The sequence below is a fragment of the Kitasatospora sp. NPDC051853 genome (assembly GCF_044452665.1).
Classification (GTDB): domain Bacteria; phylum Actinomycetota; class Actinomycetes; order Streptomycetales; family Streptomycetaceae; genus Kitasatospora.
Window position 1 is genome coordinate 328,123 of the sequence record NZ_JBITBY010000010.1, and the last position, 19,088, is coordinate 347,210.

Consider the following 19,088-nt stretch of genomic DNA (forward strand, 5'->3'; position numbering starts at 1 on the left):
CGGAGGCGGCGGCCTGGTTGCCGGGTACGGGGGTTCACCTGCAACTGAGTCTCCGTACCCGGCACTTGGGTCACCTCCTTCCGATTCGCGCAGTTCCCCGCGCCCCTGACCGCCCGGAGGGCGGTCCGGGCGCGCGGCGCGGGCGGGCCTCCCGGGTGGCTGCGCGCTGCGGGAGGGGCCGGCCTGGTTGCCGGGGGCGGGGGTTCACTTGCAACTGGGTCTCCGTACCCGGCACTTGGGTCGCCTTCTTCCGATTCGCGCAGTTCCTCGCGCCCCTGACCGCCCGGAGGGCGGTCAGGGCGGGCCGGTAGGTTGGCGGTCATGGGTTCGTTCGTGGTGGTCGGGGAGAGCGTGGCAGACGTCGTCCGGGTGGACGGGCGGGAGGACGTGGTGCACGCCGGGGGGAGTCCGGCGAACGTCGCGTACGGGCTGGCCAGGCTGGGGCGGCGGGCGGCGCTGCTGACCCAGCTCGGGGCGGACCCGGTCGGGGAGCTGATCGCGGGTCATCTGCGCGGGGCCGGGGTGGAGCTGCTGACGGACGGTCAGGCCGGGGTGCCGACCCCGACCGCCGTGGTGACCCTCGGCCCGGACGGGCAGCCCTCGTACGAGCTGGACGTGCGGTGGAGCCTGGCCGACACCGAGGTGGCGCCGGCCGAGCACCTGCACCTGGGCTCGGTCTCCGCCCTGCTGGAGCCGGGGGCCGCGACGGTGCTGGCCCTCGCGGAGCGGGCCCGTGCCGCCGGTTCCTCCGTCAGCTACGACCCCAACGTCCGCCCCGCTCTGCTCGGCTCCCCGGCCGAGGCGCTCCCGCGGGTGGAGCGCTGCGTCGCGGTGGCCGATCTGGTGAAGGCCAGTGACGAGGACCTGGCCTGGCTCTACCCGGGCAGGAGCGAGCGCGAGGTGGCCGGGCACTGGCTGGCCCTCGGCCCGGCCGTGGTGCTGGTGACCAGGGGCGCCGCCGGTTCCGCCGCGTACACCCGGTACGCCGAGGCCGAGCAGGCCGCCGCCCCGGCCGAGGTGGTGGACACGGTCGGGGCGGGGGATTCGTTCACGGCGGCGGTGCTGGACCGGCTGGCCTCCCGGGGGCTGCTGGGTGCGGCGGCCCGCCCGGCGCTGTCGGTGCTGAACCAGCGGGAGCTGGCCTGGCTGCTGCGCTACGCGGGCCGCGCCGCCGCCCTCACCGTCTCCCGGGCCGGTGCCAATCCGCCGACCGCCGCGGAGCTCTCCGGCTGACTCAGGTCGCCGGCGGCGCCGGCGGCGCCGGCTGCACCGGCGGCATCGGGTGCACGGCCCCGGCGATCTCCAGGACGCAGGCCGGCGGGTCGCTCGGGGTGATCCGGACGGTGAACGGCACCGGCGGGTCCTCGGGGAGGGAGTCGTCCAGGGCCCAGGGGCCCCGGCCGGTCAGGCGGCGGTTGCCGACCTCCTTGCCGTCGACCAGCAGCTCGGCCTCGGTGTGCAGGCCCTGCCGGAGGAAGACGGTGACGGAGTGCTCGCCGTGGTCGCGGTGGAATCGGTGCTGGCGCATCCCGGGCCCCTCTCTCCTGCCGCCTCCATCGTCCCGCGCCCCCGGAGGGCCGTCCATCCGCCGTCCACCCGCCGCCCCGTCCGGGGTGCCGTGCACCGACGGCCCTCACATAATGGGACAAAACTGGCACTCCGTCAGTTCAGCCCAGGAGGCAGCCATGGCCCAGGCATCCGGCCCGCTCTACGATCCGTCAGGCCCCGTACCCGCCCCGGGCGGTGCGCGCCGGTCCAACTCCGGGGCGGTCACCGGCCTGGTGCTGTTCGCCGGCGTGATGATGGCCGTCAGCGGGGTGATCGGGGTCCTGCAGGGCGTGGTGGCGCTGGCCAAGGACGACGTCTACCTGACCACCCCGAACTACACCTTCTCGTTCAGCCTGACGTCCTGGGGCTGGATCCACCTGCTGCTCGGCGCGGTGCTCGCCCTGGTCGGCTTCGGGATGCTCACCGGCGCGGCCTGGGCCCGGGTGGTCGGCATCGCCCTGGTCTCGCTGCACCTGGTGCTGAACTTCCTCTTCCTGCCCTACTACCCGCTCTGGTCGCTGATCGCCATCGCGATCGACGCCTTCGTGGTCTGGGCCCTCTGCACCTACCGCGACTGACGCGCGGCAGGCCCGCGAAGGGCCCAGACCAACCGGCCGGTCACATGTTGATCATGTGGCCGGCCAGGCCGTGCACGGCCTCCTTGACGGCCTCGCCGAGGGTCGGGTGGGCGTGCACGTTGCGGGCCACCTCGTGCACGGTGAGGTCCCACTGCTGGGCCAGCGTCAGCTCGGGCAGCAGCTCGGTGACCTCGGGGCCGATCATGTGGGCGCCGAGCAGCTCGCCGTGGGTGTTGTCGCTGATCACCTTGACGAAGCCGACCGGGTGGCCGAGGCCGTGGGCCTTGCCGTTGGCGGTGAACGGGAACTTGGCGACCTTGACGTCGTAGCCGAGCTCCCGGGCCTGCGCCTCGGTGTAGCCGAAGCTGGCGATCTGCGGCTGGCAGTAGGTGGCGCGCGGGATCATCGCGAAGTCCACCTCCATGGTCTCCGCGTCGCCGATGGTCTCGGCGGCGATCACGGCCATCGCCTCGGCCGCGTGGGCCAGCATCAGCTTGGCGGTCACGTCGCCGATCGCGAAGATGTGGTCCACGCTGGTGCGGCCGCGGCCGTCGATCGCGATGGCGCCCCGGTCGGTGAGCTTGACCCCTGCGTTCTCCAGGCCGTAGCCCTGGGTGCGGGGGGCGAAGCCGATCGCCTGGAGCACCTTGTCGGCCTCCAGCACCTGCTGCACGCCGTCCTTGGTGACGGTGACCTTCACCTTGGCCGCCGGGTCGCTGTCGTCGATCGACTCGACCCGGGTGGAGGTGAGCACCTGGATGCCCAGCTTCTTGTACTGCTTGGCCAGCTCGGCCGAGACCTCGGCGTCCTCCAGCGGCACCATCCGGTCCAGGAACTCGACGATGGTGACCTGCACGCCGTAGTTGTGCAGCACGTAGGCGAACTCGACGCCGATCGCGCCGGCGCCCGCGATGATGATGCTGCCGGGCAGCTGGTCGGTGAGGATCTGCTCCTCGTACGTCACCACCCGGTCGCTCAGGCTGGTGCCGGGCAGCAGGCGGGTGGAGGCGCCGGTGGCGATGATGCAGTGGTCGAAGGTGACGACCTCGAAGCCGCCGCCGTTCAGCGCGACCTGGAGGGTGTGCTCGTCCACGAAGGTGCCACGGCCGTCGTACTCCGTGATCCCGTTCTTCTTCATCAGGTAGTGGACGCCCTTGACCCGGCCGTCGGCCACCGAGCGGCTGCGCTTGAACGCCTCGGTGTAGTCGAAGCTGACCGAGCCCTCGACCTTGATGCCGAAGGTCTTGGCCTCCTTGGTGAAGATGTGCGCCAGCTCGGCGTTGCGCAGCAGCGCCTTGGACGGGATGCAGCCGACGTTCAGACAGACGCCGCCCCAGTACTTGGACTCGATCACGGCCGTGCGCAGGCCCAGTTGGGCGGAGCGGACGGCTGCGGTGTAGCCGCCGGGACCGGCACCGAGGACGACGACGTCGTAGTGTGCTGCGCTGCTCATGCGGATGTGCTCCTGCGGTCGCTGTGTTGAGGGCGGGGATCAGATTGTCATGCCAGCCGCTCCCCGGCCATCCGCTCCAGCCGGGCGATCCGCTCGGCCATCGGCGGGTGGGTGGAGAACAGCCGGGTGCCGGCCTCGCCGGTGCGGAACGGGCTGGCGATCATCATGTGGCTGGCGGTCTTCAGGCCCGGCTCGGGCGGCAGCGGGCGCAGCTGGGTGCCGCTCTCCAGCTTGCGCAGCGCGCCGGCCAGGGCGAGCGGGTCCCCGGTGATCCGGGCGCCGTCGGCGTCGGCCTGGTACTCCCGGGAGCGGCTGACGGCCAGTTGGATCAGGGAGGCGGCCAGCGGGCCGAGGATCATCATCGCCAGCATGCCGAACAGGCCCGGGCCGTCGTCGTCCTCGCTGCGGCCGAACGGGATCAGCCAGGCGAAGTTGACCAGGAACATCACCACCGAGGCCAGCGCGCCGGCCACCGAGGAGATCAGGATGTCCCGGTTGTGGACGTGGCTGAGCTCGTGGCCCAGCACCCCGCGCAGCTCGCGCTCGTCCAGCAGCCGCAGGATGCCCTCGGTGCAGCAGACGGCGGCGTGCCGCGGGTCGCGGCCGGTGGCGAAGGCGTTCGGCGCCTCGGTGGGCGAGATGTAGAGCCGGGGCATCGGCTGACGGGCGGAGGTGGAGAGCTCGCGGACGATCCGGTACAGCTGCGGCGCCTCGATCTCGCTGACCGGGCGGGCCCGCATGGCGCGCAGCGCGAGCTTGTCGCTGTTCCAGTACGCGTAGGCGTTGGTGCCGAGGGCGACCAGCAGTGCGAGGACGAAGCCCGCCCGGCCGAAGAAGCTGCCGATCACCAGGATCAGCGCCGACAGGCCGCCGAGCAGTGCGGCCGTCCTCAACCCGTTGTGCCGGTGCACGCAGGCCCTCCAGGTGGTGCGGTGGGAAGCCCTTCTGACCCCATCCCTACTACGGGATCAACGTGCCCGCACGGGCCCTTCGTTCCCTGAGGACCGCCGGTACGTCAGAACAGGGAGCCCGACACCACCTGGAGAACGAGCTGCGGGGCCACTGAGAGGACGCCCGCGGTTGCGGCCGTCAGGGCGATGCCGGCCTTCAGCGGGCCCGGGACCTGACGGGCCGTCCCCTCGCCCGGGGCGAAGAGCTTCGCGGTCCAGGTGAGGTAGTAGTACAGCGCGATCACGACGTTGACCGCCATCACCACGGCCAGCCAGCCGAGGCCCGCGTCCACCGCGGCCTGGAAGACCACGACCTTGCCGAACAGGCCGACCACGCCCGGCGGCAGCCCGGCCAGGCAGAGCAGGAAGAAGGCCAGCGCCAGCGCGGACCAGCGGTTGCGGGCGAACAGGCCCCGGTAGGAGTCCAGCGCGCCGCCGCCGCAGACCGCGACCACGGCGAAGGCACCGAGGTTGACGGCCCCGTAGATCAGCGCGTACGCGGCCGCCGCCCCGACCGGCTCCGCCGTCCCCGCATACCCGGCGGCGGCCAGCGGCACCAGCAGGTACCCGGCCTGGCTGACGGAGGACCAGGCCAGCAGCCGGACGGCGCCGTCCCGGTCCGCGCCGCGCTGGCGGAGCGCGGCCACGTTGCCCGCGGTCATGGTGACGGCGGCCAGCACCGCGAGCACCAGGCCCCAGGTGTGCCCGTACGGGCGGAAGGCCAGCGTGGTGACCAGGGCGAGGCCCGCCAGACCGGCCGCCTTGCCGACCACCGAGAGGTAGCCCGCGACCGGCACCGGGGAGCCGACGTAGGTGTCCGGCACCCAGAAGTGGAACGGCACGGCGGCGGTCTTGAAGGCGAAGCCGACCAGGGTGAGCACCGCGCCCGCCTCGGCCAGGTGGCGCAGCTGGGCCGGGGCCTGCGTCAGGCCCTCGGCCACGGCGGAGAAGTGGAGGCTGCCGGAGGCGGCGTAGACGAAGCCGACGCCCAGCAGCATCACGGCGGTGGCCGTGACGGAGGAGAGGAAGAACTTCATCGAGGCCTCGGCGCCCCGCCCGTCCCGGCGCAGCGCGACCAGCGCGAAGGACGGCAGGGTGACGACCTCCAGGGCGACCACCAGGGTGGCCAGGTCCCGGGAGGCGGGCAGCAGGGCGGCGCCGGCGGCGCTGCTCAGCAGCAGGAACCAGTACTCGCCGCCGGGCAGCTGCTCGGAGCTGACGGTGTGGACGGAGAGCAGGGTGACCAGCAGGGCGCCGGCCAGCGCCAGCAGCTGGAAGACCAGCGTGAAGTCGTCGGCCACGTAGGAGCAGCCGGTGCCGGTGATGCAGAAGGTGGAGCGCGGGTCGCCGAGGGCGAGCGGCAGCAGGGCGGCCAGCGCGAGCACCAGGGCCCCGCCCGCCAGCCAGGAGAGCAGCCGCTTCTGACTCCCCTTCAGGAAGAGGTCGGCCACCAGCACCACCAGGGCCCCGAGCGCGGCGATCAGCGTCGGGGCGATCGCCACCCAGTCGACGGACTGGATCAGCGAGCCCGGGTCGGCGGCGGCGAGAGGAGTCATGGCGGTCCGTCCCAGGGAGGTGGGGAGGGTGAGCACGGGTCAGCCACCCCCGAGCAGGTGCTTGACGGCCGGGTCGGAGAGCCCGAGCAGCAGGGCGGGCCAGAGCCCGGCCAGCAGGGTGAGGGCGGCCAGCGGGGTCCAGCTGACCGCCTCGTACGCCTTGATGTCCGCAAGCTCGGGCCCGTCCTGCTTCGGATCGCCCATGCAGACCCGCTTGACCACGATCAGCAGGTAGGCGGCGGTGAGCAGGGTGCCGAGCCCGGCCAGCACCAGGTAGGTGAGGAAGGCGGGGCGGGAGAGCCCGGCAGCCGGCTCGAAGGCGCCGTACATGGCGAGCAGTTCGCCCCAGAAGCCGGCCAGGCCGGGCAGGCCGAGGCTGGCCACGGCGGCGAAGGCCAGCAGCCCGCCGATCCGGGGCGCCCGGCCGTACAGCGCGGCGCCGGTGGCACCGGCGAGGGTGTCCAGGTCGGCGGTGCCGTAGCGGTCCTTGACGGCGCCGACCAGGAAGAACAGCAGGCCGGTGATCAGGCCGTGGGCGATGTTGGCGAACAGGGCGCCGTTCACCCCGCTCGGGGTGAGCGAGGCGATCCCGAGCAGCACGAAGCCCATGTGGCCGACCGAGGAGTACGCGATCAGGCGCTTGAGGTCGCCCTTGGCACCGGGCCGGGCCAGGGCCAGGCAGGCCAGCGAGCCGTAGACGATGCCGACGGCGGCCAGCGCCCCGAGGTACGGGGCCAGCGTGGCGGTGCCGTCCGGGACCACCGGGAGCAGCACCCGGACCAGGCCGTAGGTGCCCATCTTGAGCATCACGCCGGCCAGCAGCACCGAGCCGGCGGTGGGCGCGGCGGTGTGCGCGTCCGGCAGCCAGCTGTGCAGCGGGAAGGCCGGGGCCTTCACGGCCAGGCCGACCAGGATCGCCAGCGCGGCGATCACCTGGGTGCCGTGGCTCAGGCCGGAGCCGTGGCGCTGCGCCAGCTCGGTCATGTCGAAGGTGCCGGTCTGATGGCCGATCAGCAGGAAGCCGAGCAGCATCACGGCGGAGCCGAGCAGGGTGTAGAGGATGAAGCGGTTGGCCGCCGGGACCCGCTGACCGCTGCCCCAGCGGGCGATCAGGAAGTACATCGGGATCAGCACGATCTCGAAGGCCAGGAAGAACAGCACCAGGTCGAGCACCAGGAAGGTGGCGAGCATGCCGACCTCCAGGAGCAGGACCAGGCCGGTGAAGGCCCGGGCGCCGGGCCCGTCCGGCAGGCGCTTGGTGGAGTAGACGGCACACAGGAAGGTGAGCAGCGCCGTCAGGACCACCAGCGGCAGCGAGATGCCGTCCACGCCGAGGTGGAGGCGGACGTCGATGGCCGGGATCCACGCGACATCGGTGACGCCCTGGATCCGCGCGGGCTCGTCGTGGTCGAAGGCGGCGGCGAGGCCGATCGAGCCGAGCAGCACCGCGCCGGTGACGCCGACGCCGAGCCGCAGCGCGGCCCGCTCGCCGAGCGGGGCCAGGGTGGCGGCGGCGCCCAGCAGGGGCAGGGCCAGGAGGGCGATGAGGAGCACGTTCACCGACGGCCTCCGACGGAGTGGTGAGAGAGGGTCACGTGCCCACCGCCACCAGGACGGTGAGCAGCACCACGGCGGCGAGCAGCGCGCTCAGGTAGGTCTGGGCGTTGCCGGTCTGGGCGCGGCGGACGGCCCAGCCGAGCAGCTTGGCGCCCTGGCCGCTGCCCTGGACGTAGGTCTCGACGACCTCGCGGTCCAGGAAGCGAACCAGCCGGGCGGCGGCCGCGGTCGGCCGGACGAACAGCGCCGAGTAGAGCGCGTCCACGTGGAAGCCGTGCAGCGCGGGCCCGTACAGCGGGCCGAGCAGCAGGCGGCCCGGGTCGGTGGCCGGGGCGGGCTTGGGGGCGGCGGGCGTCAGCGACTCGGCGGCCGGGGCCCCCGGCTGCTCGGGCACCCGGACGGCGGCGTCGATCGCCCGGGAGGTGACGGTCCGCCAGGCGGCCCAGCCGATCAGCAGACCGGCGACGGCGAGGCCGGTGCCGATCACGGCCGTCACGGTGGACGGGCGGAGCTCGCCGCCGTCCAGCAGCGCGGGCAGCCAGTCGGTGCGCAGGCCCGCGATGCCGAAGGCCATGGTCGGCACCGCCAGCACCCAGAGCGGCCAGCGCATCGCGGCGGGCTCGGCGTGCTCCGGGTCGGCCTCGTCGACCTCCGGGGAGTACGGGGCCTGCGCCGGGCGGGTGAGCGGGACGTCCGAGCTGTGGAAGGCCAGCAGCCAGAGCCGGGCCGCGTACGCCGCGGTGAGCAGCGCGGTCAGACCGGCGGAGACCAGCACGATCCACCCGGCGACGGCCGGGACGGCACTCGCCGGGCCCAGGCCGTTGGTCAGCGCCTCGCCGGTGGCGGCGTGCTCGGCGGCGGTGAGCACCGACTCCTTGGTGAAGAAGCCGGTGAACGGCGGCAGGCCGACCAGGGCGACCAGCGCGATGCCCATCGTCCAGTAGGCGTCCGGGACCTTCTTGCGCAGGTCCGGGATGCGGGCCATGGCCGAGAGCGAGTTGGTGTGCGCGGCGTGGATCACCACGCCGGCCGCCAGGAAGAGCAGGGCCTTGAAGGCGCCGTGGCCGACCAGGTGGAAGACGGCGGCCTGCCGGTCACCGGCGGCCAGCGCGCCCGCCATGTAGCCGAGCTGACCGACCGTCGAGTAGGCCAGGACCCGCTTGAGGTCGTCCTGGGCGAGGGCGCAGAGCGCGGAGCCGACCATGGTGACGGCGGCCATCACCGCCAGCACCACCAGCGCGGCGGTGGAGGCCAGGAAGACCGGCAGCAGCCGGGCCACCAGGTAGATGCCGGCCGCGACCATGGTGGCGGCGTGGATCAGCGCGGAGACCGGCGTCGGGCCGGCCATCGCGTCCGGGAGCCAGGTGTGCAGCGGGAACTGCGCGCTCTTGCCCGCGACGCCGCCGAGCAGCAGCAGCGCGGTGAGGGTCGGGTGCGAGAGCTGGCCCTCGGTGGCGGCCCTGAGCACGCCCTCGATCCGGAAGGTGCCCGCGTCGGCGCCCAGCAGGAAGATGCCGATCAGGAACGGCACGTCGCCGAGCTTGGTGACCAGGAAGGCCTTGAGGCTGGCGGAGCGGGCGTCGGCGGTCTCCCAGTGGTGGCCGATCAGGAAGTACGAGCAGATGCCCATCACCTCCCAGCCGACCAGCAGGACGACGAGGTCGCCGGAGTAGACGACCAGGAACATCGCGGCGGTGAAGAGCGAGACCAGCGCGGCGTAGGACGGGTAGCGCGGGTCGTCCTTGAGGTAGGCGGTCGAGTACACCTGCACGCAGGTGGCGACCAGGCCGACCAGCACCGAGATCAGCGAGCTGTAGCCGTCCAGGTGGAGGGCGAGGGAGAGGTCCGGGCCGCCGGTCGGGGCCAGCCGGGTGGCGGCGTCGAGCCGTCCGGTGGTGCCGAGGTCGAGCGCGACCAGCAGGGCCAGCACCGCCGAGGCGAGCACCGGCAGCACGGCCAGCGGCCGGGTCAGGCCGGGGGCGCGCCTGCCGGTCGCCAGGGTGGCGGCGGCGCCCAGGGCGGGGAGCACCGGGACCAGGATCGGGAGGGCGAGGTTCATGCGGCGGCCTCCGCCGGCTCTGCGTCTGCTGCGGCGTCGCCTGACGCGTCGCCTGACGCGTCGCCTGACGCGTCGTCACCCAGGCCGTTGACCCGGTCGACGTCGGCGGTGCCGCGGGTGCGGAAGACCAGCAGCACGATGGCCAGGCCGAGACCGATCTCGGCGGCGGCCAGCGTGATGGTGAACAGGGTGAGCGCCTGACCGGCGTGCAGGGTGTCCCGCAGCCAGACGTCGAAGGCGACCAGGTTGAGGTTGACGGCGTTGAGCATCAGCTCGACGGACATCAGGACCAGGATGGTGTTGCGCCGGGCGAGCACGCCGTAGACGCCGACGCTGAACAGCAGCGCGGCGAGCACGACGGGGTAGGCGAGGTGCATCGCGTCAGCGCTCCTTCGGGGTGGTCGCCTTGGCGCTGGTCGCCTTGCCGGCCCGCAACTTGCCGGGGCGGGGCCTGGGCCTGCCGCCGTCCTTGCCGCGGGAGAGCACGATGGCGCCGACCAGCGCGGCCAGCAGCAGCACCGAGAGCGCCTCGAAGGGCAGCACCCAGTGCCGGAACAGGTACTGGCCGGTGGCCCGCGCGCTGCCGCCGCCCGCACCGAGGTCGATCCAGGTGGTGCGGAACGCGTCCACCACCAGGGTCACCAGGACGGCCGCACTGCCCAGGCCGACCGCCAGGGCGGCCCAGCGGTTGCCCGAGTCGGCGTCCGGGGAGCGGCCGATCGGGGCCCGGGTGAGCATCAGTCCGAAGAGGACCAGGACGACCACCGAGCCCAGGTAGATCAGCACCTGCACCCAGGCGATGAACTCGGCGGTGAGCAGGAGGAACTCCACGGCGAGGCCGCCGAGTGCCACGACCAGCCAGAGCGCGGCGTGCACCAGCTGACGGGTGGTCACGGTGAGCACGGCCGCGCCGAGCACGGCGACGCCGACCAGCAGGAAGACGATCTCCGCCCCGGTCGGGGAGAGGAAGGAACGGGTGGCCGGCTCCAGCGAACCGGCCGCAGTCAGCAGACTCACTGCTCGTCAGCCTCCTTGGCGAGCGCTGCCGCGGCCTTCTCGGCGGCCTTGCGGGCCATCGCGATCTCCTTGGGCTCCTCGGCCGCCGGGTCCAGCGCGGGCGGTGCGGGCACCGTCCACATCCACTCGCGGAGCCGCTCCTTCTCGTGGGTGAGCTCCAGGATGTCGGTCTCCGCGTACTCGAACTCCGGGGACCAGAACAGCGCGTCGAAGGGGCAGACCTCGATGCAGATCCCGCAGTACATGCAGAGCGAGAAGTCGATCGCGAAGCGGTCCAGCACGTTGCGGGTGCGGGCGCGGGCGTTCGGGTCGGCGGCGGGCAGCGTCTCCTTGTGGGAGTCGATGTAGATGCACCAGTCCGGGCACTCGCGGGCGCAGAGCATGCAGACCGTGCAGTTCTCCTCCAGCAGCGCGATCACACCGCGGGTGCGGGGAGCGAGCTCGGGCTGGACGTCCGGGTACTGCGCGGTGACGGTCTTCTTCGTCATCGTGCGGAGCGTGACGGCGAGGCCCTTGGCCAGGCCGGAGCCGGGAAGCTTCATTTACTGGATCGCCACCTTCACGATGCCGGTCAGCGCGAGCTGGGCCAGGGCCAGCGGGATCAGCGTGGTCCAGGCGAACTTCATCAGCTGGTCCTCGCGCAGGCGGGGCCAGGTGACGCGCAGCCAGATCACCACCAGGGCGAGGGCGAAGGTCTTCACGATCGTCCAGAGCCAGCCGAGCTGGTCCGAGAAGGGGCCGTGCCAGCCGCCCAGGAAGAGGACGGCGGTGAGCGCGGAGACGACCAGGATGCCCGCGTACTCGGAGAGCAGGAAGAACGCGAAGCGGATGCCGGTGTACTCGGTGTACGCGCCGAAGATGATCTCGGAGTCGGCCACCGGCATGTCGAACGGCGGTCGCTGGAGCTCGGCGAGACCGGCCACGAAGAAGACGAAGGCGCCGGTGATCTGCCACGGCACCCACCACCACTGGAAGCCCTCCAGGATCCCGGGGAGGGAGAGGGTGCCGGCCGCCATCGCCACGGAGGCGGCGGCGAGCAGCATCGGCAGCTCGTACGCCATCAGCTGGGCGGCGGTGCGCAGGCCCCCGAGCAGGGAGAACTTGTTGGCCGAGGCCCAGCCCGCCATGAGGGAGCCGAGCACGCCGATGCCCATCACCGCGAGCACGAAGAAGATGCCCGCGTCGACGGACTGGCCGACGAAGCCGTCCGGGCCGACCGGGATGACCAGGAGCACGATCAGGTAGGGCAGGAGCGCGACGGCGGGCGCCAGGTGGAACACGCGGCGGTCGGCCTCGGCCGGAACCACGTCCTCCTTCTGCACGAACTTCACGCCGTCCGCCACCAGCTGGGCCCAGCCGTGGAAACCACCCGCGTACATCGGGCCGAGGCGGCCCTGCATGTGCGCCATCACCTTGTGCTCGGTCTGACCGATCACCAGCGGGGCGACCAGGAACACCACCAGTACCGCGACGCAGCGCAGCAGCATCTCGAGGAGGCTCACGCGCCCTCTCCTTCCTGCGGCTCGGACTCGGCGTCCGGCTTCGCCTTCGGCTCGACGGCGGGCTTCGCCTCCGGCGCGGGGGCAGCCTCCGGCGCGGGAGTGGCGCTCGGCGCGGGCTTCGCCTCCGGCGTGGGAGCGGACTCGGCGGCGGGCTTTGCCTCCGGAGCGGGCTCGGCGGCGGGTGTGGGCGTTGCCGGGACGGCCGGGGCGCCCGGGCCGCCGCTGACCGGCGGGGCCGGGGGTGCGGGGCGGGCCGGGGCGGCGGCGGGCTGGTCGGTCGAGGGGGCCGGGTTGTGCCACGGGGCGTCCGACGAACGGGGGGCCGGACGTGACGGTGCCTCAGGTGCCGGGGTCGCGCCCGCGGTCTGGCTCACCGAGCCGTCGCTGATCGACCGGGTGCGGCGCGGGCGGGGTGCGGCCTCGGTGGCCGGTGCGCCCTCCGCGGCCTGGCTGACCGAGCCGTCGCTGATCGAGCGGGTCCGGCGCGGACGCGCCTCGGCGCCTTCCGCACCCGCGGAGCCCGCGGCACCGGCCGCACCGGCTGCCGCCGCGCGCGGCGTACGGGCCGCCCGGGCGGGGCGTTCCGCGACCGGCGGCAGGGTGCCCTTGAGCGGGCCCCACTCGTTCGGGTCCGGGACGCCGGCCGGCTGCATCTTGCGCCGGGCCGGGCCGTCGCCCTCGCTCTCGCCGGGCTCCTTCGCGCCCGGCCAGGCCTTGGCGACCCGGGCCGCGAGCACGAACTCCTTGCGCAGCGGGTGGCCCTCGAAGCCGTCCGGCAGCAGCAGGGTGATCAGGTGCGGGTGCCCGGTGAAGTCGATGCCGAACATCTCGGCCGTCTCCCGCTCGTGCCACCCCGCCCCGGCGTACACGCCGACGGCGGTGGGCAGCGTGGCGGCGGCACGCGGCACGCGGGTGCGCAGCAGCAGGTGGCGGACCGGCCCCGACCCCGCGTCGGCGAGGTGGGCGGCGACGGAGAAGCCGTCGGCCAGCTCGTCCACGGCGCTCAGCCAGTCGAAGAAGGCCAGGCCGAGCACGTCCCGGGCGGTGGTGAGCGCCTCGATCCAGCGCTCGGCGGGCACGTCGACCGTCAGCAGCTGGTACGCCTCGGCGGCGGTGGCCCACTCGCCGAACACCTCGGCGGCGTTCTCGGCGGTGAGCGGGGCCGTGATCTGGGGGTGCGTCACTTCTGCTCAGCCTCCGGGCCGGCCACCAGCGGGCGGCGCAGGGCGGCGTCCGGCGCCGCGTACCGCTGCGGCAGCGACTCGGCCGCGATCTTCTCCTGGAGCTTGAGGATGCCCTGCAGCAGCGCCTCCGGCCGCGGCGGGCAGCCGGGCACGTAGACGTCGACCGGGATGATCTGGTCCACGCCCTTGGTGACGGAGTACGAGTCCCAGTACGGGCCGCCGGAGTTGGCGCAGGCCCCGAAGGAGATCACGTACTTCGGCTCGGGCATCTGCTCGTACAGCCGCTTGACGGCCGGGGCCATCTTGTCGGTGACGGTGCCGGAGACGATCATCAGGTCGGCCTGGCGCGGGCCGGGGGCGAACGGGATCACGCCCATCCGGATGAAGTCGTGCTTGGCCATCGAGGCGGCGATGAACTCGATCGCGCAGCAGGCCAGTCCGAAGTTGAAGCACCAGAGGCTGTACCGGCGGCCCCAGTTGAGCACCACCTTGACCGGGTCCGGCGCCAGCCGGGCCAGCGGGCCGACCTTGCGGACCTCCACCGCCCCGGGGTTGGCCGGGTCCGGGATGCCCAGGGGCACCGGGCCGCCGTGGTTGTGGCTCAGGTCCATTCCAGAACGCCCTTCTTCCAGGCGTACAGCAGACCGACCGCCAGGAAGCCGATGAAGACGAACATCTCGATCAGGGTGGCCGCGCCGTACCCGGGGTCGGCGAAGACCGTCGCCCACGGGAAGAGGTAGATCGCGTCCACCGCGAAGATGACGTAGAGGAACGCGTAGACGTAGTAGCGGACCTGGGTGTGCGCCCAGCCCTCGCCCACCGGATCGACGCCGCACTCGTACGCGAGCAGCTTCTCCGGCGAGTGCACCACCGGCCGGAGCAGGCGGTTCACCGTGAACGAGACCGCGACGAACAGCGCGCCGACCACGGCGAGCAGCCCGACGGCCGCGTAGGCGTCGAAATAGCCGGCTCCCGCAGCAGGGTCGGCAGCGGCCAACTGCCCCTCCATGCGTCCGCCTCTCTTCTTCTACTACTCACGCGTCCCAGCAATGTCAGAGCGTGAGTCTATGTGCACCGCCCTGTCCCGCCAGACCGTGCCCGACCAGCAAGACGGTCCGTGGACGCGGAGGGGGTGGGGATATCCCCACCCTGTGGACACCCACAGCCCTCATGGCCTCCTGCCCGCCCGACCCGCGATGCTCGACCCGGAAGATCTACTGAGAGGCTTGGGCACGTGATGAAGGAGAACCAGAACCTCCGCCCCCCGCTGTACGGCAAGCTGATGTGGCGACAGGTCCAGCACCTGCTGCTCAACCTGCCGGTGGGGGTCCTCGGGTTCGCCGTCACCTCGGTCCTGCTGGTCGCCGGGCTCGGGCTCTCCGTCACCGTCATCGGCCTGCCACTGCTCGCCTTCGGCCTCGGCGTCAGCCGCTCCCTCGGCGCGCTCGGCCGCCGCCGCTCCGCCCTGGTGCTCGGCACGCCCCCGGTGATCGCCCCGCCGGCCCGGATCACCCGCCCCGGTGCGGCCGGTCGCGTCACCGCCCAGATCACCGACTCGCTCTCCTGGCGTTCGGCGCTCTACTGCCTGGTGATGGTTCCCTGGGGGATCCTCTCCTTCGTCCTCACCCTGGTGCTCCTGGTCATCGGCTGGCCGATCCTGCCCTGGGCGATGCGGTTCCTCTTCGCCACCGACCGGGTCCTGACGGACAGTCTGCTGATGCCCAGCGCGCTCTCCGAGCGGGTCCGCGAACTGGAGGACGACCGGGGCGTGGTCGTCGACACCGCCGCCGCCGACCTGCGCCGCATCGAGCGCGACCTGCACGACGGGGCGCAGGCCCGGCTGGTCGCCCTCGCCATGGACCTCGGCCTGGCCAAGGAGAAGCTCACCGAGGACCCCGCCGCCGCGACCGTCATGGTCGACGCCGCCCACGGCGAGGTGAAGCTCGCCCTCCAGGAGCTCCGCGACCTCGCCCGCGGCATCCACCCCGCCGTCCTCACCGACCGCGGCCTGGACGCCGCCCTCTCCGCCGTCGCCGCCCGCTGCACCGTCCCCGGCGGCGTCACCGTCCACGTCGACCTCCCCGACCGCCCGGCCTCCGCCGTCGAGGGCATCGCCTACTTCACCGTCAGCGAGCTGCTCACCAACATCTCCAAGCACGCCCGCGCCACCACCGCCACCGTCGAGGCCTGGCGCTCCGACGACCGCCTCATCCTCCAGGTCAAGGACGACGGCCACGGCGGCGCCACCCCCCACCCCAACTCCGGCCTGGCCGGCCTCACCGACCGCGTCACCGCCGTCGACGGCCTCCTCCTCATCGACAGCCCCACCGGCGGCCCCACCACCGTCACCGTCGAACTCCCCTGGCACACCCGCACCCACCGGAGCTGACGGTCAGGCAGCGGCGGTGCGCCCGCCCGGGGGTGCCTCGTCGGGCCCCCGGGTGTCGTGCGCGGTGAACACGAAGGCCGAGGCGTCACCGTCGAGGGCGATCGTCAGCGAGGCCTCCAGCGCCTTCGCGAGCCGGATGAGCACCGGCAGGGTCGGCACCGAATCGCCGCCCTCGACGTTCGAGACCTGCGGCTGGGTCATCCCCGCCCGCCGCGCCACCTCCGCCTGCGACAGCCCCAGCTCGGTCCGGCGGTCGTACACGGCCTGCCCGAGGGCGAACGCGTACCCGGCCTCCACGTAGTGCAGGGACGTCCCGGCCGCAGCCTCGACGGACTTCCGGGGCCAACGCTTCCACTCGGCATGGTTCATGGACCCTCCTCGGCGAAGCGCAGCCCTCCCGGTGTGCCGTCCGGGTGCGCAACGAGCGTATCGGCGTGACCGGGCCCGGCAGGCCTGCCCTTGCGCGGGTGTGGGCCTGCCGGGCCCGGGGTCTGGGTGAGGGGGTGTCAGTTCTGGAGGGTGCCCAGGGTGACGTTGGTGGTGGTGGTCTTGCCGTCGCGTTGGTAGGTGACGGGGACCTGGGCGCCGGGCTGGAGGGAGGCGAGGGCGGTGGAGAGGGTGTTCATGGTGGTGATGGGGGTGTCGCCGAGCTTGGTGATGACGTCGCCGGGCTGGAGGCCGGCGTTGGCGGCGGGGCCGCCGGGGGTGACGGAGGCGATGACGACGCCGGCGGGGCGGAAGTCGGCGTCGAAGTAGGTGCGGGCGGTGATGCCGAGGGCGGCGCGGCCGGAGTTGGTGACCTTGCCGTCCTTGATGAGCTGGTCGGCGATGCTGGTGATGGTGGCGGCGGGGATGGCGAAGCCGATGCCGGGGGCGGCGCTGCCGTTCATGTCGGGGTCGGTGGCGGCGAGGGTGTTGATGCCGATGACCTGGCTGGAGAGGTTGACCAGGGCGCCGCCGCTGTTGCCGGGGTTGATGGCGGCGGAGGTCTGCACCATGTTGCCGATGGTGGCGCCGGGGGAGTCGCCGCCCTTGGGTTCGGAGACGGTCCGGCCGGTGGCCGAGACGATGCCCTGGGTGACGGAGGAGGAGAGGCCGAGCGGGCTGCCCATGGCGAGGGTGATCTGGCCGACCTCGACCTTGCCGGAGTCGCCGAAGGTGGCGGGCTTGAGGCCGCTGGGCGCGTTGGTGAGCTTGATGACGGCGAGGTCGGACTCGGGGTAGCTGGCGACCAGGGTGGCGTCGAGGGGCTTGCTGCTGTTGGCCAGGGTGACGGTGAAGGTCTTGGCGCTGCCGACCACGTGGGCGTTGGTGACGACGTGGCCCTTGTCGTCGTAGACGATGCCGGAGCCGAGCCCGGTGCCGGTGGTGATCTGCACCACCGAGGGCAGCACGTTGGCGATCACCTTCTGGTAGTCGTCCTGGAGCGAGTTGGAGCTGGTGGGCGCGGCCGAGGTGGAGGAGGCGGAGGCGGACGCAGAGGGGGACGAGGAGGAAGAGGAACTGCTGCTGGTGCAGCCGCTGACCAGGGCGACGGCGGCCAGCAGGGCCGCGCCGGGGAGCAGTAGCCGCGGCCCGGTGGGGCGGGGTCCGGCCGGGACCGGGCGGGTGGGTTCCTTCTTGGGGTGCACCTGGGTTTCCTCCGGTTCCGTGCGCGGTCGACTGCCGGCGGGCGTGGGCAGCTTTGGCAGGATTGCACCTTTATGTCCCGATATCGCGAACCGACGCGCTGTCAGAGTCCGCTCCCGGAGCGCCGGGCCGGCGGCATAGGCTCTCGGACATGACCTGGTTGATCACCGGCGGAGCCGGTTACATCGGCGGACATGTCGTGCGGGAGCTGGTCGCGACCGGACGGCGGGTGGTCGTGCTGGACGACCTGAGCAGCGGTGCGGCGTCCCGGCTGCCCGAGGGCGTGCCGCTGGTGGTCGGCTCCACGCTGGACCGGTCGGCGCTGGACGCGGTGATCCGCGAGCACGCGGTCACCGGCGTGGTGCACATCGCCGCGAAGAAGGCCGTCGGCGAGTCGGTCGAGCAGCCGCTGCGCTACTACCGGGAGAACCTCACCGGCCTGCAGACCGTGCTGGAGGCGGCCGTGGACGGCGGCCTGCGGCACGTGCTGTTCTCCTCTTCGGCCGCCGTCTACGGCATGCCGGACGTGGACCTGGTCACCGAGTCCACCCCCTGCGACCCGATGAACCCGTACGGCGAGAGCAAGCTGGCCGGCGAGTGGATGGTGAAGGCCGTCGGCCGGGCCCACGGCCTGTCCACCGTCTCGCTGCGCTACTTCAACGTGGCCGGCACCGCCGCCCCCGAGCTGGCCGACGACGGGGTCTCCAACCTGGTGCCGATGGTGCTCCAGCGGCTGACGGACGGACGGGCCCCGCTGGTCTTCGGCGACGACTACGCCACCCCCGACGGCAGCTGCGTCCGCGACTACATCCACGTCGCGGACATCGCCTCCGCCCACGTGGCCGCGGTGCAGCGGCTGGAGGCCACCGGGGAGCGGCTCGCGCTGACCCTCAACATCGGCCGGGGCGAGGGCGTCTCGGTCCTGGAGATGATCACCGCGATCGCCCGGATCACCGGCCTGGACACCCCGCCGGAGATCGCCCCGCGCCGTGCCGGGGACCCGGCCAGCGTGGTCGCCTCCGCCGAGCTGATCCACCGCGAGCTGGGCTGGAAGGCCGCCCACGACCTGGACTCGATGATCGGCTCGGCCTGGGAGGCCTGGCAGCGCCGCGGCTGACGGAGGTCTGGCGGCGCCGCGGCTGACGGAGGCTCAGCAGTCCGCCCCGGCGAGCACCGGGGCCGGGCCCGGGACGCCCAGCACCAGGCGGTAGCAGCGCTTGGCGGTCAGGTGCATCGGCACGGGCGACGAGGTGTAGCCCCGCTCCACCCGCAGCTTCACCTCGGCCGTCCAGCCCGGCCCGGGCCGGACCTCGCTCAGCCGGACCTTGCCGGCGGCGGCCGCGGCCTCCAGGCCGTCCTTCGGCACGCCGTGGGTGTAGTCCAGGCCCGCGACCGAGGCGACGAACGCCCCAGCCGCCCGGTCCGCCTCCGCCGCCGCCCGGGACTTCGCGTCCCGCTCCTGCACGGCGGAGGACACCACCCAGCCGCCGGCCGCCAGCACCGGCAGCAGGGCCACCCCGACGCAGCCCAGCGCCCACCCCTCCCGGCCGCGGGGGGGCCCGGGGCCCCCCCCCCCCGCCCCCGGGGGGCCCCCCCCCGGGCGAACGAGGGGCGCACGGCCCGCCACCCAACCCCCCCCCCGCAGGGAATACGCGCAAACCCCCCC

General features: G+C 73.2%; 20 protein-coding genes. 4 read left to right on the top strand and 16 right to left on the bottom strand.

Annotation, left to right across the window (positions count from 1 at the left end; all coding sequences use genetic code 11):
• Positions 1 to 321 precede the first annotated feature (321 nt).
• On the top strand, positions 322 to 1,233 hold the full coding sequence (locus ACIA8O_RS28620) for a carbohydrate kinase (RefSeq protein ID WP_396296848.1): 912 nt from the start codon (positions 322 to 324) through the stop codon (positions 1,231 to 1,233).
• A gap of 1 nt (position 1,234) precedes the next feature.
• Here ACIA8O_RS28620 and ACIA8O_RS28625 read toward each other — a convergent pair whose 3' ends face one another.
• A complete protein-coding gene (locus ACIA8O_RS28625; protein WP_396296849.1) occupies positions 1,235 to 1,528 on the bottom strand; it encodes a hypothetical protein in 294 nt (97 codons plus the stop codon).
• A gap of 157 nt (positions 1,529 to 1,685) precedes the next feature.
• Here ACIA8O_RS28625 and ACIA8O_RS28630 point away from each other — a divergent pair, with 157 nt between their 5' ends.
• Positions 1,686 to 2,126, top strand: coding sequence for a hypothetical protein (locus ACIA8O_RS28630; protein ID WP_396296850.1), 441 nt, complete (start codon positions 1,686 to 1,688; stop codon positions 2,124 to 2,126).
• A gap of 40 nt (positions 2,127 to 2,166) precedes the next feature.
• Here ACIA8O_RS28630 and lpdA read toward each other — a convergent pair whose 3' ends face one another.
• The 12 genes from lpdA to ACIA8O_RS28690 all read right to left on the bottom strand — a co-directional run bounded on the left by lpdA (position 2,167) and on the right by ACIA8O_RS28690 (position 14,413).
• Positions 2,167 to 3,579, bottom strand: a complete 1,413-nt coding sequence (gene lpdA / locus ACIA8O_RS28635) for a dihydrolipoyl dehydrogenase (protein ID WP_396296851.1) — start codon at positions 3,577 to 3,579, stop codon at positions 2,167 to 2,169.
• Between the two features lie 47 nt (positions 3,580 to 3,626).
• Positions 3,627 to 4,490, bottom strand: coding sequence for a zinc metalloprotease HtpX (htpX, locus tag ACIA8O_RS28640; RefSeq protein WP_396296852.1), 864 nt, complete (start codon positions 4,488 to 4,490; stop codon positions 3,627 to 3,629).
• Positions 4,491 to 4,594: 104 nt separating this feature from the next.
• Positions 4,595 to 6,085, bottom strand: a complete 1,491-nt coding sequence (locus tag ACIA8O_RS28645) for an NADH-quinone oxidoreductase subunit N (protein ID WP_396296853.1) — start codon at positions 6,083 to 6,085, stop codon at positions 4,595 to 4,597.
• Between the two features lie 39 nt (positions 6,086 to 6,124).
• On the bottom strand, positions 6,125 to 7,645 hold the full coding sequence (locus ACIA8O_RS28650; protein ID WP_396296854.1) for a NuoM family protein: 1,521 nt from the start codon (positions 7,643 to 7,645) through the stop codon (positions 6,125 to 6,127).
• 31 nt (positions 7,646 to 7,676) lie between these two features.
• A complete protein-coding gene (locus ACIA8O_RS28655) occupies positions 7,677 to 9,701 on the bottom strand; it encodes an NADH-quinone oxidoreductase subunit L (protein WP_396296855.1) in 2,025 nt (674 codons plus the stop codon).
• Positions 9,698 to 10,078 (bottom strand): NADH-quinone oxidoreductase subunit NuoK, encoded by a 381-nt coding sequence (nuoK, locus tag ACIA8O_RS28660; protein WP_396296856.1) that lies wholly within the window; start codon positions 10,076 to 10,078, stop codon positions 9,698 to 9,700. Before nuoK ends, ACIA8O_RS28655 begins: the two co-directional genes overlap by 4 nt.
• 4 nt (positions 10,079 to 10,082) lie before the next feature.
• Positions 10,083 to 10,718, bottom strand: a complete 636-nt coding sequence (locus tag ACIA8O_RS28665; RefSeq protein ID WP_396296857.1) for an NADH-quinone oxidoreductase subunit J — start codon at positions 10,716 to 10,718, stop codon at positions 10,083 to 10,085.
• Complete coding sequence (locus ACIA8O_RS28670; RefSeq protein ID WP_396296858.1) at positions 10,715 to 11,260, bottom strand: NuoI/complex I 23 kDa subunit family protein; 546 nt, start codon at positions 11,258 to 11,260, stop codon at positions 10,715 to 10,717. The genes ACIA8O_RS28665 and ACIA8O_RS28670 overlap by 4 nt, the downstream gene beginning before the upstream one ends.
• Complete coding sequence (locus ACIA8O_RS28675; RefSeq protein ID WP_396296920.1) at positions 11,261 to 12,205, bottom strand: NADH-quinone oxidoreductase subunit H; 945 nt, start codon at positions 12,203 to 12,205, stop codon at positions 11,261 to 11,263.
• Between the two features lie 11 nt (positions 12,206 to 12,216).
• Positions 12,217 to 13,404: an NADH-quinone oxidoreductase subunit C gene (locus ACIA8O_RS28680; protein WP_396296859.1), complete on the bottom strand. Its 1,188-nt coding sequence runs from the start codon at positions 13,402 to 13,404 to the stop codon at positions 12,217 to 12,219.
• On the bottom strand, positions 13,401 to 14,015 hold the full coding sequence (locus ACIA8O_RS28685; protein WP_345278878.1) for an NADH-quinone oxidoreductase subunit B family protein: 615 nt from the start codon (positions 14,013 to 14,015) through the stop codon (positions 13,401 to 13,403). The genes ACIA8O_RS28680 and ACIA8O_RS28685 overlap by 4 nt, the downstream gene beginning before the upstream one ends.
• The gene (locus tag ACIA8O_RS28690; RefSeq protein ID WP_345278880.1) at positions 14,006 to 14,413 is read right to left on the bottom strand and encodes an NADH-quinone oxidoreductase subunit A; all 408 of its coding nucleotides are present in this window, start codon (positions 14,411 to 14,413) and stop codon (positions 14,006 to 14,008) included. The genes ACIA8O_RS28685 and ACIA8O_RS28690 overlap by 10 nt, the downstream gene beginning before the upstream one ends.
• Positions 14,414 to 14,641: 228 nt before the next feature.
• On the opposite strand from ACIA8O_RS28690, the gene ACIA8O_RS28695 reads away from it, so the two are divergent.
• On the top strand, positions 14,642 to 15,793 hold the full coding sequence (locus ACIA8O_RS28695; protein WP_396296860.1) for a sensor histidine kinase: 1,152 nt from the start codon (positions 14,642 to 14,644) through the stop codon (positions 15,791 to 15,793).
• A gap of 3 nt (positions 15,794 to 15,796) precedes the next feature.
• On the opposite strand, the gene ACIA8O_RS28700 is transcribed toward ACIA8O_RS28695, so the two are convergent.
• Positions 15,797 to 16,162, bottom strand: a complete 366-nt coding sequence (locus ACIA8O_RS28700; RefSeq protein WP_396296861.1) for a helix-turn-helix domain-containing protein — start codon at positions 16,160 to 16,162, stop codon at positions 15,797 to 15,799.
• 137 nt (positions 16,163 to 16,299) lie between these two features.
• On the bottom strand, positions 16,300 to 17,424 hold the full coding sequence (locus ACIA8O_RS28705; protein ID WP_396296862.1) for a S1C family serine protease: 1,125 nt from the start codon (positions 17,422 to 17,424) through the stop codon (positions 16,300 to 16,302).
• 149 nt (positions 17,425 to 17,573) lie between these two features.
• Here ACIA8O_RS28705 and galE point away from each other — a divergent pair, with 149 nt between their 5' ends.
• On the top strand, positions 17,574 to 18,539 hold the full coding sequence (gene galE, locus ACIA8O_RS28710) for a UDP-glucose 4-epimerase GalE (RefSeq protein ID WP_396296863.1): 966 nt from the start codon (positions 17,574 to 17,576) through the stop codon (positions 18,537 to 18,539).
• 33 nt (positions 18,540 to 18,572) lie between these two features.
• Here the strand turns inward: galE and ACIA8O_RS28715 are convergent, their stop codons facing one another.
• Positions 18,573 to 18,938, bottom strand: coding sequence for a hypothetical protein (locus ACIA8O_RS28715; RefSeq protein ID WP_396296864.1), 366 nt, complete (start codon positions 18,936 to 18,938; stop codon positions 18,573 to 18,575).
• Between the last annotated feature and the right edge of the window lie 150 nt (positions 18,939 to 19,088).

Excerpts from the sequence above, each read along its gene's own strand:
- ACIA8O_RS28620 (WP_396296848.1), top strand. The coding sequence starts at position 322 with ATGGGTTCGTTCGTGGTGGTCGGGGAGAGCGTGGCAGACGTCGTCCGG.
- ACIA8O_RS28625 (WP_396296849.1), bottom strand. The coding sequence starts at position 1,528 with ATGCGCCAGCACCGATTCCACCGCGACCACGGCGAGCACTCCGTCACC.
- ACIA8O_RS28630 (WP_396296850.1), top strand. The coding sequence starts at position 1,686 with ATGGCCCAGGCATCCGGCCCGCTCTACGATCCGTCAGGCCCCGTACCC.
- lpdA (WP_396296851.1), bottom strand. The coding sequence starts at position 3,579 with ATGAGCAGCGCAGCACACTACGACGTCGTCGTCCTCGGTGCCGGTCCC.
- ACIA8O_RS28645 (WP_396296853.1), bottom strand. The coding sequence starts at position 6,085 with ATGACTCCTCTCGCCGCCGCCGACCCGGGCTCGCTGATCCAGTCCGTC.
- ACIA8O_RS28655 (WP_396296855.1), bottom strand. The coding sequence starts at position 9,701 with ATGAACCTCGCCCTCCCGATCCTGGTCCCGGTGCTCCCCGCCCTGGGC.
- nuoK (WP_396296856.1), bottom strand. The coding sequence starts at position 10,078 with ATGCACCTCGCCTACCCCGTCGTGCTCGCCGCGCTGCTGTTCAGCGTC.
- ACIA8O_RS28670 (WP_396296858.1), bottom strand. The coding sequence starts at position 11,260 with ATGAAGCTTCCCGGCTCCGGCCTGGCCAAGGGCCTCGCCGTCACGCTC.
- ACIA8O_RS28675 (WP_396296920.1), bottom strand. The coding sequence starts at position 12,205 with ATGCTGCTGCGCTGCGTCGCGGTACTGGTGGTGTTCCTGGTCGCCCCG.
- ACIA8O_RS28685 (WP_345278878.1), bottom strand. The coding sequence starts at position 14,015 with ATGGACCTGAGCCACAACCACGGCGGCCCGGTGCCCCTGGGCATCCCG.
- ACIA8O_RS28690 (WP_345278880.1), bottom strand. The coding sequence starts at position 14,413 with ATGGAGGGGCAGTTGGCCGCTGCCGACCCTGCTGCGGGAGCCGGCTAT.
- ACIA8O_RS28695 (WP_396296860.1), top strand. The coding sequence starts at position 14,642 with ATGAAGGAGAACCAGAACCTCCGCCCCCCGCTGTACGGCAAGCTGATG.
- ACIA8O_RS28700 (WP_396296861.1), bottom strand. The coding sequence starts at position 16,162 with ATGAACCATGCCGAGTGGAAGCGTTGGCCCCGGAAGTCCGTCGAGGCT.
- galE (WP_396296863.1), top strand. The coding sequence starts at position 17,574 with ATGACCTGGTTGATCACCGGCGGAGCCGGTTACATCGGCGGACATGTC.